The sequence below is a fragment of the Candidatus Clostridium helianthi genome (assembly GCF_045310795.1).
GTDB lineage: Bacteria > Bacillota > Clostridia > Clostridiales > Clostridiaceae > Clostridium > Clostridium helianthi.
This window is the reverse complement of the sequence record NZ_JBJIAB010000006.1, coordinates 38667-56393: the sequence shown is the minus strand read 5'-3', so window position 1 is coordinate 56393 and position 17727 is coordinate 38667. Positions and strand designations below refer to the sequence as shown.

Genomic DNA, 17727 nt, shown 5'->3' with positions numbered 1-17727 from the left:
ATGTCAAAATTTAGGGCAAAGGCAAGAGCGATTGATTTATTGGGAAAAGGGCAAATTGCTGATTTACCTACAGCTATAACAGAACTTTGGAAGAATGGGTATGATGCGTATGCAGATAACATTCAATGTAATTTATATAGAGGTGGATACAAAAATTTAAAGAATATAATATTTACAGTAACTGATGATGGAATGGGAATGACAAGAGAAGACCTTGAGGAAAGATGGATTGTTCTGGGTACTGATTCGAAAACTAGAAGAAAGCCATTAGATATAGAGTTTTCTTCTAGTAAAAAGAAACGAGCGATAATGGGTGAAAAAGGTATTGGGAGATTATCTGTTTCATATTTAGGTAATCAAATGTTTTTGATATCCAAAAAGAAAAATGAAAAATGTGTCTGTTTATTTATGGATTGGAGAATATTGGAAAATTTCAATCTGTTTTTAGATGATATAGATATTGATATATATGATATTGAATCAGCAGATAATTTGTTTGATAATTATAAAAAAATAATAGAAAATTTTAAAAGAAATTTAAATACCGGCGATTGGAGCGAGCATGAAGAATTAAGAGAAAATATTTTAAATGAATTAAACAATATATCACTAACCAAAGAATTTGTAAATGATAGCATAAAGAATATTGAAGAAAATGATGAACATGGAACAACATTCATAATAGTTAACCCATATGAACAAATATTAGACTTTAGCTATTCGGCAATGGAGTTAAATAAGTATCAATATAATGACAATTACTTAAGAGGTTCATTGATAGGATTTTATAATTCATTCAAAAAAGAAAAACCAGATTTTAATGTCAATTTCTATATTCATGATGAAAATGGAAGATATGATTTAATTGATAATACAGATTTCTTTTCGTATGAGGATGTATTTGGCGCTGATCACTGGATTAATGGAGTTTTTGATGAACAAGGATTCTTTTCAGGAGAAGTAAAAGTATATAATAAAATAACCAAACATTCTTTTAGACCAACAAGATCTCCAGGAAAGACACCATATGGACCATTTGAAATATGCTTTGGATTTTTAGAGGGTGAAAAGAAAAAAAGTATTTTAGTAGAAGAAAAATGGGAAGAATATCAGAAAAAGTTAAATAACTATGGTGGATTATATATATATAGAGATGGTATAAGGGTTTTACCATATGGGAGGCAAGAGACAGACTTTTTAAACTTTGAAAAAAGACGTACATTAAGAGCTGGTCAATACTTTTTTAGCTATCGTAGAATGGCCGGATATATAGCGATAAGTAGAGATAAGAATTTTAATCTGATTGATAAAGCTGGCAGAGAAGGTTTTATTGCAAACAATGCATACAAGGAATTGGTAAGTAATTTGATAGAGTTCTTTATTGATTTAGCTGAAAGATATTTCGCGAGTAACGAAAATGATATAACAATGCGTCAAGAACAACTTGAAGACGTGATCTCTAAGAATGAAAAAATCTTGGAGGCTGAAAAGAAAAGAAATAAAATGACTCTGGCAAGTTTTAAAAGTGAACTAAAAAACAATCATTCAAAGGTAAATATGATAATAGATGAATTATATTGTTTAAGGGACAAACTTGATAAAGCATGTAATGAGAAGGAAATAATATATAATAATGTTAATTTATTAAGTGCAGAATTAGAAAATAAAAAAATTCAGTTGAAAAAATTAAAGATATCAAAGCCCAAAAGAGGTAAATTAACTGGTATACAAGAAAGAAAATACTTTGAATACAATGAAAAAATTGAAGAAGCAAACAATATTATAAAGGGAAATAATGAGTTAATAGCTAAAATTCAACCTAAATTATCGGAAGAAAATTTGTATAAAGAATTTGAGAATAGATATACTCAGTATAAAAAGGACATTAGAAATTCTTTGAATATGTATACTAACAGATATACTGATGCATCGTTATACTTAGGAAGCCAATTTCAAAATGAAAAAAAGAATTTAGAATCTATATTTATTGATAGAACTAAGAATTTGGTCGGTGAAAATTTGAATAAGATAGTAATACAGAACAATATAAAAAAATTAATGGATATACATGAACAGACTAAAGAAGAAATAGACAATAGAATTGAGCCTTTTATAAAGCATTTGGAGCAACTAGATTTTGACATTGATGAAGAACTGTTAGTAGGGTGGTATAAGCAAGAATATGATAAGTTGAAAAGTAAAATAGATGAATTACATGAACTATCTCAATTAGGATTAACTATAGAAATAATTGATCATGAGTTTAATGTTTTATATGCTCAAATGTCAGAATCAATAAAAATTATTGGGGAGTTTTCTAAAAAGAATGAAACGATTAGAGATACACATAATCAATTAAAAATTGCATTTCAGCATTTGGAAACTAATCATAAACTTTTAACACCATTATATAAAACTACAAGAAGAATGAAAACAGAAATAAGTGGAGAAAGAATAGCTGAATATATAGAAAGTTTTTTTAAAAAAGCATTTGAGAAGGAAAAAATAACATTTAAAATAACAGAAAGCTTTAAATATTACAAATTTTATACATTTGAATCCATTATAAACCCTGTATTCATAAATATAATAAATAATGCTATATATTGGTTAACTCCAGTTGAAAATAGGAATATATTAATAGATTATATAGATGATAAAATTTTAATAATTGATTCAGGAACACCTATTCATCCATTAGATATAGAAAAAATATTTGAATTATTTGTAACAAAAAAACCAGGAGGAAGAGGTATAGGGTTGTATTTGGCTAAAACTAATTTAAGAACAATAGGTTATGATATTTATGCTACTAACGATAGGAAGTACAATAAACTTAATGGAGCATGCTTTGTGATTAGCGAATTGGGAGGAGAATATAATGGTTAATTTTGAGGAAATAGCAAGTAAAATTGTTAAAAAGTCAATAGCAACAGCTGCATGTATAGATGATAGGTTTGTAGAACCTTTTGACAATGATAGTGAAGAATTGGATTTAGATCGCACTAAAAAGTTATATAGTACATTTAAAGAAAACGGATGCCTATTGGATATTAATAGATATAATGAGGAATACAATTCGAATAGAATTGATAGTATTATAGATAATAAAGATTTATTAATTTTAGATTGGGAACTAACTGAAAGTGATCCTAAATATACAAGCAGTTTAGAAATATTAGAACAAGCGGTTAATAAGGATAACTTGTTATTTGTATGTATTTATACACATATAACGGAAGCAGATATTGCAAATAAAATTGTACCACAATTGGATGCATATTTTTCTGGAATTAAAGAAGAAAACATGAACGAATTATATGAAAATATACTAGAAGATCTTGATGATAAATTGGGAGTTGACGGTGATATATTCTTTAAAGAGTTGAAATCAGCATGTTTTAATGAATGTATGAATCTAAATAAGAAAGTTGTTTATAGTGAAATTCAAAAATTAATAGAGAAGAATGAATTAGAGAAAGATGCATTAGGGAAAATTAATAATATATTGAAGAAATATCTAAAGTTAGACGGATTAACTGTAGAAGATCCAATAACTCTGATTAAAAATATATTCATTTATCAAGATAATTTTTATAGATATGTTGGACAATCAAAATATAAAGTGAATTATATTGAAGAAAATGCGTTATTTATAGGAACAACTTTAGTATTAATAAATTCTAAAAACATAGAACCTAAAGAACTATATTCAAATTTAGCTAATACAATTATTAAAAGGCCAAGCAGTATTTTCTCACTTTTAGGTTTAGAAATGCGCACAAGGTATAGAAATTGTGCATTATCAATTGGTAAAGATATGATAGATATCGAAGAAGATGCATTTTTATATTTTTATAATCAAATTCATGACAAAGAAATATTCGAAGAGTTAATGAGAAAAATATGGAATGATAAGATATCATTTAAATTGTTAGCAGAAGAATCGAATTTTATAAGTTTATTAGAAGATAAAATCAGTAGAACTAAAGCTGAAATTGATAAATTTCCTACGCTAAAAGATTCTAAATTCCATCTATCAAAATTAAATGCGTATTTTTCTCAATCAAAGATAAATAGGTTAAATAAAAAAATACGATTTGGAGATATCTTTGAAATGAATTATGATATGGATTCGTCCGATCAACATAAAGAATTTCTCTTATGCATAACGCCACACTGCGATTGTGCCAGACCTAGTAAAATAGACAATAATTTTTACTTTGTAAAAGGATTGGCGTTGAATAATAATGAATTGAATACAGCATTAGCAAATGCAGAAAAAGATTACTACTCTTTTACTACATTGAATAATGAAGCGTTGTGTATTAAATGGCAATACAAAATGTTTACAATTCATATTAAAGAAGAAAATAATAATGTAGATAACGAAATAAGTGGATATTATAAAAGTAAAAAAATAAGGCTAAAACATTTAAATTTGCAGGAAGAAAATTACACTCAACGTATTGCAAATGTAGCATCAAGTGATGCATCTAGAGTCGGCATTACATTTTCTCAAATAGTTAACTGTTGATATGTATTCATGATAAATAATCCACCATATAGTTTATGATATTATATTCATAATAGAATATGTAATATTAATATTACATATTGATTAGTAAATAAATGTAAGTTACATAGAGTACATATAAAACAGTTTGATTAAACTTTATTACAAAAATAAATACAAGCCTAAATCAAAAAAATAATATTTTGATCAAACTTTGTTCAAAATATTATTCTTTAATTTTACAAAAAAATCAGCTTTATAAGTATTGATTTGATCAAACTTTATTACAAACCTACAATATTGAGCATGAAGAACTCAGGTCTAATCCTGAATCTTCATGCTTCTTTTATTTTTGCAATTAATTATAGTAAAGAATATCTAGTGGGGATCAATATTGAAGATGTTTCGTCTAAGGGAAGGGGGGCAGGAATAAAAGTAGTAAGAGCAGCAGACAAAATTAATCTTTATTCAGCATTCCTACATATCCATTTTTAAAATAAGATCTAAATAAATAAGACATTTTCTCTGAATCAGGAGTACAGTTTGACTTTAACCACCAATCAATAGTGCCGATTAAAGCATTAGCGGTAAATAAGAATGCCATTTCTTGTATCTCTGGTGAGCAGTCTTCTTTGCTTACAATGAAGGAGCTTCGTAAATTTTCACGTTCTCTTAACATTGAGATGATGTAGCTGCGCAGTCTAGATATAAACCATATGTTACATGAATCATCCAGCATTGCCAGATATAATCTACTGTTTTCAGCAAAGTGATCAAATAGTTTCACCCATGGATCAGATTTTTGTTCTTCATTAAGATACTTAAGGCTGGATTTTGGAAGGCCTAAATCTTTCTTCATTTTTTCCATTGCGTCTTCAAAAATTTTTAGTACAACGTCGTATTTATCCTGATAATACCTATAAAAGGTAGAACGATTAATCATAGCTCTATTGGTGATATCACCAACTGTAATGTTATCGAAACGTTTTTCAAAAATAAGATCAATAAGAGAATCTCTTATTTGCTGATGTGTTCGTTTTGTTCGAATATCATGTTTATTCTGCAACATTTTCACTCCTTTGTTGTATATAAAACAAACTATAAGTATTGTTGGTTGAATATAAATCTGTATCTGATATATTTTAATTATAGCAACAACGTGTTGCATAAACAATAAATACTGTAAAGGAGAATGACCATGAATAATTTGATTTTTGAAGACGATCAATTCGCATCCAAGGTATTGGGCCTTCTTGGAGACACTGCTTTCAAAGCTGCAGATATAGGAGAAGTGGTTTCAACAGCAGAGAAAATTAAAGAGGGAGACTATCAAAGCTGGTGTGAAGAATGGACCAAAACAGCCAAGCGTTTGCAAAAAGTTGCAGAGGATAGCTATTCAGATGGTCACTTGATAAGTGCAAGAAAAGCCTATCTTAGAGCTTCTAATTATTATAGAATTGCAGAATTTTACCTTCATGAAAATCCAGAAGACTCAAAGGTAGAGGAATTATACAATTCAAGCCTAGATTGCTTTTCTAATGTTATGAAACTTAATAAGCCTGTTATTGAAGAAGTGAAAATCCCCTATGAAAATACAACACTTTCAGGACATTTTTATAAATTAGAGGATTCAAAGGAACCAAAACCAGTTTTAATTGCTATGACTGGCTTTGATGGAACAAAAGAAGCATTTTACGGAATGGCAATGGATGCACTTGAACACGGTATGCATTGTATTACCTTCGAGGGACCAGGACAAGGAGAAGCTGTACATAAACAAAAACTATTTTTTAGACATGACTACGAGAAGGTTATAACCCCAGTAGTAGACTATCTGCTTACAAGAAAGGAAATAGATCCAAAGAAAATTGTCTTATGGGGACAAAGCTTAGGCGGATATCTTGCACCAAGAGCTGCCGCTTTTGAACATCGACTTGCAGGCTGCATAGCTAATGGAGGAGTATATGACTTTTTAGTAGGATTTACAAGTATCTTTAATATGCCAAGAGAAGAATTTTTAAATTTCGCACTTTCTGATTCAGAGGGATTTAATAAAGCTGTTAAGGAAAAAATGGAATTAAACTCAAAAGCAAAATGGAGCTTTTCACATGGAATGTATGTATTTGGTGTAAATACCCCTGCTGAATTCATTCTAAAGGTTGGAGAGTTTTATATGAAAGGATTAACAGAAAAAATACAATGCCCTGCCTTAATCGTTGATTCGGAAAATGACAAATTTCTTAGAGATCAAGCAAGGCAATTGTATGAGGAGCTTACCTGCTATAAAGATTTTATTTTATTTACAGCTGAAGAAGGTGCTGAATTCCACTGCCAAGCTGGAGCTAAATTAATCGCAAATGAACGTATTTTCAGTTGGATTGAAAAGATTCTTAAGGGTATATAGATATCATAGAATTTAAATTTTTATATTATAAGGAGAGATGCGAAATGTCAAAAGTAGTTATTTTTAAAGGTAGTCCAAGAAAGAATGGATATACAACAAAATTATTAGATCAAGTAGCAAAAGGAGCAAAATCCAAAGGCGCTGAGGTTATTGAATTTGATTTAAATAACACCGGAATACGTGGATGCCAAGGATGTTTTTATTGTCGTACTCATGATGGCTGTGCTGTTAATGATTATTTACAACCAATGTATAAAGCTATTGCTGAGGCAGATGCTATTGTATTTGGTTCCCCAATATATATGTATCAAATTACAGGTCAGGCAAAAACTTGGTTAGATCGTACGTTTCCAATGGTTGAAGAGCTTCCCAATAAGTTTATTCCTAGACATCCAGGTAAAAAGTTAATAACTGTATTTGCTCAAGGAAGCTTAGATCCTAAAAAAGGTGCAGAAGCCATTAAATATGTTAATAATATTTTTGACGTATTTGGTTGGAAATTAGAGGATTGCATCCACTACTGTGGAACTGATGATGAAGTTTTTAATGAGTTATCTTTAAGAGCATTTAAGAATGGAGAAAATTTAGTTTAATAAAATGTATTTTAGAAGTTTAACTTTTGTGTCTAAGATATTCACATAACACTATCATGCAGGAAGAGAATTTGCCATACAGTTAGCTGCCATAATAATGTGATTGCTAGTTGTAGTGGAAAAAAGGTGGTTTTCATATCAAAACCACCTTTTGGAATGTTATTTTTAAATTAAAAACAGTTTACTGCATTAATCTAGATTATAGATAGAAGATCTAGATGGTGGCTTTATTGCCAGCATTTTTACTAACATAAAGATTGCGCGATGCGCCTAGACCGGCAAATAAGCATAATCCGGCAGCACCGATTAAGATAATAAGTGGCAACGTCCAGTTGTTAACCGCATCATGCAGAAAACCAAAAAGCATCGGCCCGAAAGCAGCGAGTAAGTAGCCTCCTGATTGAGCCATACCGGATAGTCTTGCTGCCTCGTCTGCATTTCTTGTACGAGAGCTGAAAAATATAAGAGCTAAGCAAAAAGTAAGAGCTCCGCCAATACCTAATATAATCATCCATAGTGCTGTAAGCTCTGTTTCTCCGAGGAATATTCCCAAAAGCCCTACCAAAACACATAGGGAAGCAGTGATAACTAATGGTCGTTGATTAGCCTTACGCCCAGCAAGTACAGAACCAACAAACGATGTAGGAAGAGATACCAGTTGGTAAAGGGAGAGCATCCATCCTGCTTTGCTTGAATCCATACCTTGATGCACTAAAATAGCTGGTAACCACGCAATCATGCAATAGAGTAGCATAGACTGTAATCCCATATATACTGTCACTTGCCATGCTAAAGGAGATTTCCAGAGATTAATCTTATTAATACTAGTACTATTTGCCTTAACGATCTCCATTTCATCTTTTTTTTCGTGGACGTCTTTGGCTTTTGTTCTAATGCCACTATGAACCGTTCTTTGAACAATAGATAGTTTTGTTTTCTTCGTATAATTTGAGGCATCCAGAGGACAATGGATAAGAAACTAAGTGAAGCCCAAATGCTTAAGGCTACTCCCCATCCTACTCCTGATTCTGAAGCAACGGGGACACTGATACCGGATGCTATAGCGCCAAAAAGGCCCATAGAAGCAGTATAGATACCCGTTATTACACCGACCCGCTCAGGAAATTCATGTTTTATTAAGCTGGGAATCAGCACATTACCTACAGAAATGGATAATCCAATGATTACTGTACCAAGAAACAGTCCTAAATCTCCAAACAATGAACGTAATATAATTCCCAAGGTCAGGAAAATAAGTGACCAAAAAAGCACTAACTTAGTGCCAAATTTTCGCGCCAAATTTGGAGCGAAAGGTGAAAATCCTGCAAAAGCGAATAACGGAAGTGTTGTAATCATACCCGCTAATGTATTTGAAATATGTAAGCTTCTACGAATTTCATCGATCAACGGACCAACTGCTGTTAAAGGTGCACGCAAATTTGCTGCAGTAAATGTAATTCCGATTATCAGTATTATTTGTATGGATCTTCTTGAATGTGGATGTGGTTTGGGTGTGTGTTCATTACGTAATTGATTCATTTATATAGTTTCTCCTTAAAATTATCATATGTTTATACTTGATTTAAATATTTCTTTAGAGCAAAAGTAGCTTCATCACTGATAATATGCTCAATTTTGCAGGCATCTTTACTTGCTGTTTGCTCATTAACATTGCAATAGGCAATTAAGAATTGTTTTATTAGCTGAAACTTAGCTATAATTATTTGGCCTTGTTTACGTCCTTCATCAGTGAGATGTATTTCCCCACCTAAGGGCTTAACAACTAATCCGGCCTCTTGCAATATAGCCACAGCATTATTAATGCTTGGCTTTGAAAATCCTAAATAAGCAGCAAGATCAATCGAACGTACCGAGTGTGTTTTTTCAGATAATTTATATATGGCTTTTAAATATTCTTCTTTTGAAGGACTAAGTTTTTTCTGTGAATAACGCCTACTTTGATACATCACTTATCCTCCTTGCATTAATTATAGATTAAAGCGTATTGGTGGCATACACTTTAGTATAATTCCTCATTTGTCTTATTTTTTTAGAGCCCATCAAATTTATTGTTTTCCAATTTGCTATTGGAAAGATTCGTTGGTGTAAATATCGGACATTCATATGGATAAGAACCAAAGAGAACGCATGAGGATAAAGAAGTATAGATAGCCCATAAACTCATTTCAGCAGTCCATAAACCTCTTTCATCAGCATCAAGTGTTTTAGGTTTATGCTTTCTCTTACTTACTTTACTATTATCAAAACTCAGAAATGACTTTAATAATGTTTTCTTTTTCATACTATTTCCTCCTAACTTAATTGTGATGAAAAAGCGTATAGCATACATACACATGTATAAAATTTTAATTGAAAAACTTAATTTTGCTTATTATGAATGAGAAAAATTTCAATTCACGTTTGGAGGCATTTTGTGGTTCATATCCAACTATATTTGACACAATAGAATGGTAGTTCACATAGTTAATATGAGTTTCTTGCTTTGATTATAGATAAAGGGTGTATGGTTGCCATATGCCTGGGGATAATTGTTTATATATTCACTTACATATTTTACTATTATCAGAAGTCATATCTGACCTCTGATAATTTTCTCTTTTTGATATTAGCATTTTCTAGCTTAAATTATAATGAAAATTAACATAGCAGCTATACACTTGCGTAAAGTATTTATTCATCAAAGTTTTCATTAAAAGATTTAACTTTGTTTATCATAGACGATAAAAAGTTTGACAAAAATTCTAATTCATATTCGGAAGCATTTTCTAGCTCATCTTCAAACATACTGTTTAAAATAGAATGATAGTACATATGGCTGCTATGAGCTTTTTTACCTTTTTCACTCAGGCTCAGCGAATATCTAGATAAATTAAGATTATCAATTTCCTTTACAACCAGAGCCTTTCTCTCTAGCTTTTTGAGGATTTCGGAAACAGACCCTTTTGTTACTCCTAGAATATCTGCTAATCCACCAACATGAATACCAGGATGTTCAGCAATGGCCTTTATTATATGAATTTCAGAGTGAAAAATCGGCACATCAGTTCCGAAATAGCGCGTCTTTTTATCAAGATCGATTAAGGAAAATGCTAAATCAAGAGAATCATATGCAATTTTATGTTTGTTATTTATATATCTATCCATGTCAATAGTATATGGCTGCCATACACTTTTGTCAAGTGACTGTTGAATTAACATTTCTTATATCGTAACAAAATGATATATAGTAGGCTAAAGGATAAAAAAGCCACTTTTGAAAAAAAGGCAAAAATGTGGCTGTGACATCATTTCTATAAATATTAAGCATGCATAAGTTCGTGTAAGTAAATTTCATGCATGCTTATATTTATATATTAATAGAAATTTAATATAAGTTTATATATCAGCAATTACTCTGCAAGAAAGTCCAGAAAAACCACTCATGTTTGTAGGAAAAGTATATACCGTAAAAGATTTTTTTAGTAATAAATCTAAGTTAACAAGATTTTCTTATAGACTCTATTCAGAACATATATATGGCATGAATAAATCAGATTTAATCCTGAATCTTCATACTTATTTCATTTTTACAATTAATTATAGAAATTATGCCATAGAGTAGTGTAGAAAATATACTATATCGATCTATATTTTTAGCTAATCTCTCATAAATTAAATAAAAATATTGTAGCATTTTAGGAGAAAATATTTTTAAAAATAGGTTTACAAATTTGCTGAAAAATAATATTTCATACATATAGAGGAAATATTATTTAAAGGAGATTGATTGATATGAGAGAGAGAAAATATGTCAAATTTAGAGTTGATATGTATGAGGATACTAAATTTAAAATAATAGATAGAAAACCTGAAAGAGATCTTATTAACTATATTTGGACAAGAGTTGTAATATTGGCTGGGAAAGTGAATAGAGAAGGCGATTTGTTTATGTCAAAAAATATTCCATATACAATTGAAACCTTAGCAATAGAGCTTAATAGGGATATTGATCAAGTTGAACTTGCACTAAAGGTGCTAATGGAATTAGAAATGATCGAAGTTATAGAACATAATGCATATAGGGTAAAGAATTTTGCTAAACATAAAAATATTAAGTTGAAGGAAAAAGTTGAAAGTAATAAGATATCAAATTCAGCAGAGATAGAAAAAGAAGAAGCTAGAAATGAAGAAATAAAAAGTGAAGAAAATTTAAAAAATGAAAGCACAATTGCTGTAAGTGAACATATAAACGCTGGAGATAATGTAGGTGAGAATGAGAGTAAATATATAAAAAGTGATGAGGTAGCTAACTTGGAAGATATGCATAAGGATATTAATAGTAATGAAGAAGATACAACTAAGGAAAAAGAGTCAAGTGATCTAAAAAATAACATCCATATTCCTGTAAAGGTTAAAAGAGGAAGGAGTAAAGGAAGAAAGAAGGAAAAAGCCTCAATAATTGAAGTTTTTGAAGGAGATATTATTGATGATGAAGTTAGTGGCTTTTTCGAAGAGGAGAGACCGTTAGGAAAAGATGAGCGCATTATTAAATCATTGACATTCGATTGATGAATGTGTTAAGGGTTTAGGTTTTAATCATAATATCAATATGTTTATATCATAAATTATTTTTATAGAAATTTATAAACCTAAAATTCATATGATAAATATACAAAATATAATATAAATATACAATCAGTTTTAATGCAAATTGATATAATAAGGCTAAATCGAAGATATTACTCATGAGTATAAAAATAAATAATTTATTTAAGGTGGGAAAGTTATATGTTAGAAAAGAATTTAAACGAAATCTTAAAGAAAAGGTTTAACAAGGTAATTAACGAGGCGAGTAACGAAGAAATCTATTTAGCATTATTAGAATTAACAAAAGGTACTATTAAAAAAAAGGGTGTTAATAAAGGTAAAAGAAAATTATATTATATTTCAGCTGAATTTTTAATTGGTAAATTACTATCAAATAACTTAATTAATTTAGGTCTTTATGAAGATGTTAAAGATGTTTTGACTAAGAATGGTAAGGAGTTAGCTGAAATTGAAGAAATTGAATTAGAACCTTCACTAGGAAATGGTGGACTTGGAAGATTAGCAGCTTGTTTTATAGACTCTATTGCAACTTTAGGACTAAATGGAGATGGTGTAGGACTAAACTATCACTTTGGATTATTTAAACAAGTTTTTGAAGATCATAAGCAAAAAGCTGTTAAGAATCCTTGGATAACAAGTGAAAGTTGGTTAAATAAATCTGATATTAAGTTTGAAGTTCCATTTGCAGGATTCACAGTCACTTCAACACTTTATGATATAGATGTAACAGGTTATGATGAAGAAGTCTCAAATAAACTTCGTCTATTTGATGTAGATACAATAGATGAAACTTTAGTTAAAGAAGGAATTGACTTTGACAAAGAAGATATTAAGAAGAATTTAACATTATTCTTATATCCTGATGACAGTGATGAGGCTGGACGCTTATTAAGAATATATCAACAATATTTTATGGTTAGCAATGCTGCACAATTAATATTACTTGAGGCAGATGAAAATGGGTATGATCTTCATAAATTACATGAACATGTTGTTGTTCAAATAAATGATACGCATCCATCTATGGTTATTCCTGAATTGATAAGGCTGCTTGGAGAAAGAGGTATCACTATGTCAGAAGCCATTGAAATAGTATCTAAGACTTGTGCTTATACAAACCATACAATATTAGCAGAAGCTTTGGAAAAGTGGCCAATAGCTTATTTGCAAAAGGTTGTTCCACACTTATTACCAATTATCAGAGAATTGGACAATCAAGTTAAACTTAAATTTAAAGATGAAAAAGTAGCTATTATAGATGAAGAGAAGAGAGTACACATGGCCCATATGGATATTCACTATGGATACAGCGTAAATGGAGTTGCAGCTCTCCATACTGATATCTTAAAAGAAGAAGAGTTAAAGCCATTCTATGATATATATCCTGAAAAATTCAATAATAAAACTAATGGCATAACCTTCAGAAGATGGTTAATTCATTGCAATAACAAACTTGCCAGCTATATTTCAGAACTTATCGGAGATGGATATAAGAAAGATGCTGCTAAGCTAGAAGAATTAGCTAAGTTCGTAAATGATAAGATAGTGTTAAGTAAGGTTGGGGAAATTAAAAAAGAAAATAAGATTGCACTAAAGGAATATTTAAAAGAAACTCAAGGAGTAGAAATTGATGAAAATTCTATCTTTGATATCCAAATTAAGAGACTTCACGAGTATAAGAGACAACAAATGAATGTACTTTATATTATTTATAAATATCTGGATATAAAGAAGGGGAATAAGCCAACTACACCAATAACAATGATATTCGGAGCTAAGGCTGCACCAGCCTATGTAATTGCACAAGATATAATTCATACTATTCTTTGTCTACAAGAAATAATTAATAATGATCCAGAAGTTAATAAATATCTAAAAGTTGTTATGGTTGAAAACTATAATGTGACTAAGGCTTCTAAGTTAATACCTGCCTGTGATGTTTCAGAACAAATCTCGCTTGCATCTAAGGAAGCATCAGGTACTGGTAACATGAAGTTCATGCTAAATGGTGCATTAACTTTAGGAACCGAAGATGGAGCTAACGTTGAAATTCACGAATTAGTTGGAGATGAAAATATTTATATATTTGGTGAATCTTCTGAAAAAGTTATCGAACATTATAAAAATGCAGATTATGTTTCTAAGGAATTCTATAAAAAGCCAGAAATAAAAGAATTGGTTGACTTTATCATAAGTGATAAAATGATAAAAGTTGGGGATGAAGAAAATCTTACAAGACTTCATAAGGAATTAGTTAATAAGGATTGGTTCATGACTTTACTCGATGTTGAAGATTATATCAAGACTAAAGATATAGTATTTAAAGATTATGAAGATAGAGAAGCTTGGAATAAAAAAGTATTAATTAATATCAGCAAAGCAGGATTCTTTTCTTCAGATCGTACAATTGCTCAATACAATGAAGACATTTGGAAGTTATAATTTATAAATAAAATAATAATTTAGTTTAAATGGGATCGATACCGGTTAGTACTAAATTCAACTGATAAGAAAGACTAAAAACTTGAAAGTTCAAGTTTTTAGTCTTCTTTTTATTAGAGTGAGTTTGTTTATTATCCAAAATTATTGTTTCTGTATTCAGAAGGTGAAACACCAGTAAATGATTTAAATACTTTATGGAAATGACTTTGATCATGAAAACCTAAGGTTAAGCCTATCTCTAAAATACTACTAGTTGTAGTTACAAGTAACACTTTAGCCCTATCTATCCTTATTTTTTTTGCATATTTCATAATAGTCATGCCCATATGTTTCTTAAAACAATCTGATATATAGCCCTCAGATAGATTTAATTCTCTAGACAATTTTTTCAATGAAATTTGGCTCTCGATATTAAGATGTAGGTGCTTCAAAATTCTATTTATAACAAAGTTATCTTTTACTTCAACGTCATTTATAAGGAGATTAATGTATGTATCTATCATTTGTATTTCAATAGTTTGTAAATCTTCTATAGTATTAAGAGTAGGAATTAAAGTATAGAATTTGTTATATATGGGATGAAGATATCTTGTTAAAATGCCATTTTCAACTATTTCTCTAGTATACATCGCATTCCAAATAAGCAAATCGTTTTTCTTATCTTGTATAGATATCTCATCGGAAATTTCGTCTAAGTGCTTTTTCTTAACTATTTCTAATATTTGTGGCTTTGCCCTAAGTTTTATTAAGAATGATATGTCATTATTAAAAATGTTCATATCTGATATAAATGAATTATCCAAGATAATTTCCTCCCCATATTCTAATATTATAAATGCATATTAAATATATACATATTATATTAAAAATATACAAGTATAATCAAGTATTAGTAAGTAAGGAAGATGTAATTAATTAATTAAAACATATATGGTAAAAAGGTGCAATTTTCGACTTGGTTTTATGATAAAAATTAATAATATTATAGTATATATGTAAAGAAATTGAACTCCCAGTGCGATAATAAAAAGAATATGTAAATTGTTATTGTAAAAATTAAGAGGGAAAATAATGTAAATAGATAACAGCTTTGATTAAATTAAATTGTTATTTATTCAATTTTATGAAAAGGGGTAATAGTAATGAAAACGGAAAAGCTTAGGGTTAATACTATTCGCAGCAAACTAGTTATTAGCTTAATGGGAATTTGTGTAATTCCTTTAATAATATTAGGTTATGGTGCTAATATACAAGCCAGATCAATTCTTAATGAAAAACTAAAATTAACAAGTCAGCAAACACTTTTAGAAGTAAATGATGGAATCAGTAATTATTTTGATGGATTTAGTAATATGATAATTATGATATCCACGGATTATAACTTTGTTAACAGTGATAAGAGTGAACAAGCAGCATACATACCAGAGAGTCTAAAGAATTTAAAAGAAAGTAATAGTAATATTTTCAGTTCATATTTTGCAACTACTGATGGGAAGTTTGATATATATCCTAACAGTAAAATGCCAGAAGGATTTAACCCCAAAGAAAGGCCTTGGTACAAACAGGCTGTAGATAATAAAGGAAAGGTAATAATAACTTTACCATTTATTGACGCTCAGACGGGAAAAAATGTTGTGTCTATTGCAAAGACAGTAGAAAGAGATGGAAAAGTCATAGGAGTTTGCGCTATGAATGTTTCCTTAGAGACACTTACAGAAAAAATAAGTACGAAAAAAATAGGAAGAACTGGATACGTTTTTATTTCTGACGTAGAAGGTAAAAATATGATAGCACATCCCAATAAAGATTTATTAGGAACTGATGCAGCATCTAAACAATCCTTTTGGAATGATGCTAAAACTAATGAAAAAGGATTTATAACGTATACCTTTAACAATGCAAAGAAGTTTGGAGTATATGAAACTAATAATATTACAGGTTGGAAATTAGTAGCGACGTTAGATGAAAAAGAGCTATCAAATGACACAAATTCAATATTAACTACAACTCTAATTATAGTAGTAGTTATATGTTTGATTTCTATAGTCTTATCTTTATTATTAAGTAAAGGAATAGCACATAATATTAAGAAATTAAAAGAAGTATTTGAAAAAGCTTCAAGTGGAGATTTAACTGTATCTATGACTTCATCCACAAAAGATGAATTTATGGATCTAGCTGATTCATTTAATGAAATGCTAAAGAATATTTCAGAGCTTATGAACAATGTAACTAAATCATCAAAAACAGTTTTGGAAACGTCATCGAATCTTGCAAGTATGTCTGAGGAAGTAACTGCATCTATAGGAGAGGTTGCAAAAGCAATAGAAGAGGTATCAGAAGGGGCAACAAATCAATCGCAAAATGCTCAAAATGGAGTTACAGAAATGAATGACTTATCTAGTAGACTAGATAAAATAAGTGTAAATTCTAATGAAATGGACAAACTATCAGCAAGCACCAAAGAATTAGGTGCTAAAGGATTATCTATGATAGATACACTAATAGAGAAATCAAAGAAAACTAAAATAGCTACAGGTGAAGTTGATAGCATAGTTAGAGATATGGATGAAAGTACTAGAAAGATAAATACTATATCTGAAACAATCTCGCAAATAACAGAGCAAACTAATTTACTGGCACTAAATGCAAGTATAGAATCTGCACGAGCAGGGGAAGCAGGAAAAGGGTTTGCAGTTGTAGCAGAGGAAATAAGAAAACTCGCGGAACAATCAAAATCATCAACAGAAGAAATCAAAGTTATTATTACAAATATCCAGAGTAAGTCTGATACAGCGGTTAAAGCGATTAAATCTACAGAAAGTGTAGTGACAGAGCAAGATTTAGCAGTAGGAAAGACACAGGAGATATTTAGCGAAATCCTTAGATCAATTGAAACAATGATAAGCAAGGTTGATGAGATAAAGACTTCTATTATTGATGTTGATGAGAAAAAGAAAAAAGCGGTATTAGAAATTGAGAATATATCACTAATATCACAGGAAACTGCTTCAGCTTCAGAAGAAGTAACTGCATCAACAGAGGAAATAACAGCAGTTATGGATAGATTCACAAAATATGCGGATGAGCTACAATTATTGGCGGAAAAGTTAGATGAAGAAATAAGTAAGTTTAAAATGACATAGGTAGAATTACAAGTTGAA

Annotated in this window: 12 protein-coding genes and 1 pseudogene; 7 read left to right on the top strand and 6 right to left on the bottom strand. The window is 29.9% G+C overall.

Annotated features, from left to right (window positions below):
- A complete protein-coding gene (locus ACJDTP_RS06685) occupies nt 1-2889 on the top strand; it encodes an ATP-binding protein (RefSeq protein ID WP_406760815.1) in 2889 nt (962 codons plus the stop codon).
- Nucleotides 2882-4537, top strand: coding sequence for a response regulator receiver domain (locus tag ACJDTP_RS06680; RefSeq protein WP_406760814.1), 1656 nt, complete (start codon nt 2882-2884; stop codon nt 4535-4537). Before ACJDTP_RS06685 ends, ACJDTP_RS06680 begins: the two co-directional genes overlap by 8 nt.
- 436 nt (nt 4538-4973) lie before the next feature.
- Here the strand turns inward: ACJDTP_RS06680 and ACJDTP_RS06675 are convergent, their stop codons facing one another.
- A complete protein-coding gene (locus ACJDTP_RS06675; RefSeq protein WP_077868913.1) occupies nt 4974-5585 on the bottom strand; it encodes a TetR/AcrR family transcriptional regulator in 612 nt (203 codons plus the stop codon).
- A gap of 129 nt (nt 5586-5714) precedes the next feature.
- Here ACJDTP_RS06675 and ACJDTP_RS06670 point away from each other — a divergent pair, with 129 nt between their 5' ends.
- Together ACJDTP_RS06670 and ACJDTP_RS06665 are read left to right on the top strand one after the other, a co-directional pair.
- Nucleotides 5715-6920 (top strand): alpha/beta hydrolase family protein, encoded by a 1206-nt coding sequence (locus tag ACJDTP_RS06670; RefSeq protein WP_406760813.1) that lies wholly within the window; start codon nt 5715-5717, stop codon nt 6918-6920.
- Between the two features lie 44 nt (nt 6921-6964).
- Nucleotides 6965-7513, top strand: coding sequence for a flavodoxin family protein (locus ACJDTP_RS06665; RefSeq protein WP_406760812.1), 549 nt, complete (start codon nt 6965-6967; stop codon nt 7511-7513).
- A gap of 214 nt (nt 7514-7727) precedes the next feature.
- Here the strand turns inward: ACJDTP_RS06665 and ACJDTP_RS06660 are convergent.
- The 4 genes and pseudogenes from ACJDTP_RS06660 to ACJDTP_RS06645 all read right to left on the bottom strand — a co-directional run bounded on the left by ACJDTP_RS06660 (nt 7728) and on the right by ACJDTP_RS06645 (nt 10678).
- Nucleotides 7728-9052: pseudogene (locus tag ACJDTP_RS06660) on the bottom strand (CynX/NimT family MFS transporter).
- A gap of 32 nt (nt 9053-9084) precedes the next feature.
- On the bottom strand, nt 9085-9480 hold the full coding sequence (locus ACJDTP_RS06655) for a metal-dependent transcriptional regulator (protein ID WP_077868904.1): 396 nt from the start codon (nt 9478-9480) through the stop codon (nt 9085-9087).
- An 83-nt stretch (nt 9481-9563) separates the two neighbouring features.
- The gene (locus ACJDTP_RS06650; RefSeq protein ID WP_172462783.1) at nt 9564-9815 is read right to left on the bottom strand and encodes a hypothetical protein; all 252 of its coding nucleotides are present in this window, start codon (nt 9813-9815) and stop codon (nt 9564-9566) included.
- A 389-nt stretch (nt 9816-10204) separates the two neighbouring features.
- Complete coding sequence (locus tag ACJDTP_RS06645; protein WP_077868914.1) at nt 10205-10678, bottom strand: MarR family winged helix-turn-helix transcriptional regulator; 474 nt, start codon at nt 10676-10678, stop codon at nt 10205-10207.
- 627 nt (nt 10679-11305) lie between these two features.
- Between ACJDTP_RS06645 and ACJDTP_RS06640 the strand changes: the two genes are divergently transcribed.
- Together ACJDTP_RS06640 and ACJDTP_RS06635 are read left to right on the top strand one after the other, a co-directional pair.
- Nucleotides 11306-12082, top strand: a complete 777-nt coding sequence (locus ACJDTP_RS06640) for a phage replisome organizer N-terminal domain-containing protein (protein ID WP_077868906.1) — start codon at nt 11306-11308, stop codon at nt 12080-12082.
- 219 nt (nt 12083-12301) lie between these two features.
- The gene (locus ACJDTP_RS06635) at nt 12302-14563 is read left to right on the top strand and encodes a glycogen/starch/alpha-glucan phosphorylase (RefSeq protein WP_279269676.1); all 2262 of its coding nucleotides are present in this window, start codon (nt 12302-12304) and stop codon (nt 14561-14563) included.
- Between the two features lie 131 nt (nt 14564-14694).
- Here ACJDTP_RS06635 and ACJDTP_RS06630 read toward each other — a convergent pair whose 3' ends face one another.
- Nucleotides 14695-15366 (bottom strand): helix-turn-helix domain-containing protein, encoded by a 672-nt coding sequence (locus ACJDTP_RS06630; protein WP_077868908.1) that lies wholly within the window; start codon nt 15364-15366, stop codon nt 14695-14697.
- Between the two features lie 339 nt (nt 15367-15705).
- Between ACJDTP_RS06630 and ACJDTP_RS06625 the strand changes: the two genes are divergently transcribed.
- Nucleotides 15706-17709: a methyl-accepting chemotaxis protein gene (locus ACJDTP_RS06625; protein ID WP_406760811.1), complete on the top strand. Its 2004-nt coding sequence runs from the start codon at nt 15706-15708 to the stop codon at nt 17707-17709.
- The last annotated feature ends 18 nt before the right edge of the window (nt 17710-17727 follow it).

Coding starts and splice junctions, on each gene's coding strand:
- ACJDTP_RS06685 (WP_406760815.1), top strand. CDS start 1: ATGTCAAAATTTAGGGCAAAGGCAAGAGCGATTGATTTATTGGGAAAA.
- ACJDTP_RS06680 (WP_406760814.1), top strand. CDS start 2,882: ATGGTTAATTTTGAGGAAATAGCAAGTAAAATTGTTAAAAAGTCAATA.
- ACJDTP_RS06675 (WP_077868913.1), bottom strand. CDS start 5,585: ATGTTGCAGAATAAACATGATATTCGAACAAAACGAACACATCAGCAA.
- ACJDTP_RS06670 (WP_406760813.1), top strand. CDS start 5,715: ATGAATAATTTGATTTTTGAAGACGATCAATTCGCATCCAAGGTATTG.
- ACJDTP_RS06665 (WP_406760812.1), top strand. CDS start 6,965: ATGTCAAAAGTAGTTATTTTTAAAGGTAGTCCAAGAAAGAATGGATAT.
- ACJDTP_RS06655 (WP_077868904.1), bottom strand. CDS start 9,480: ATGTATCAAAGTAGGCGTTATTCACAGAAAAAACTTAGTCCTTCAAAA.
- ACJDTP_RS06650 (WP_172462783.1), bottom strand. CDS start 9,815: ATGAAAAAGAAAACATTATTAAAGTCATTTCTGAGTTTTGATAATAGT.
- ACJDTP_RS06645 (WP_077868914.1), bottom strand. CDS start 10,678: ATGGATAGATATATAAATAACAAACATAAAATTGCATATGATTCTCTT.
- ACJDTP_RS06640 (WP_077868906.1), top strand. CDS start 11,306: ATGAGAGAGAGAAAATATGTCAAATTTAGAGTTGATATGTATGAGGAT.
- ACJDTP_RS06635 (WP_279269676.1), top strand. CDS start 12,302: ATGTTAGAAAAGAATTTAAACGAAATCTTAAAGAAAAGGTTTAACAAG.
- ACJDTP_RS06625 (WP_406760811.1), top strand. CDS start 15,706: ATGAAAACGGAAAAGCTTAGGGTTAATACTATTCGCAGCAAACTAGTT.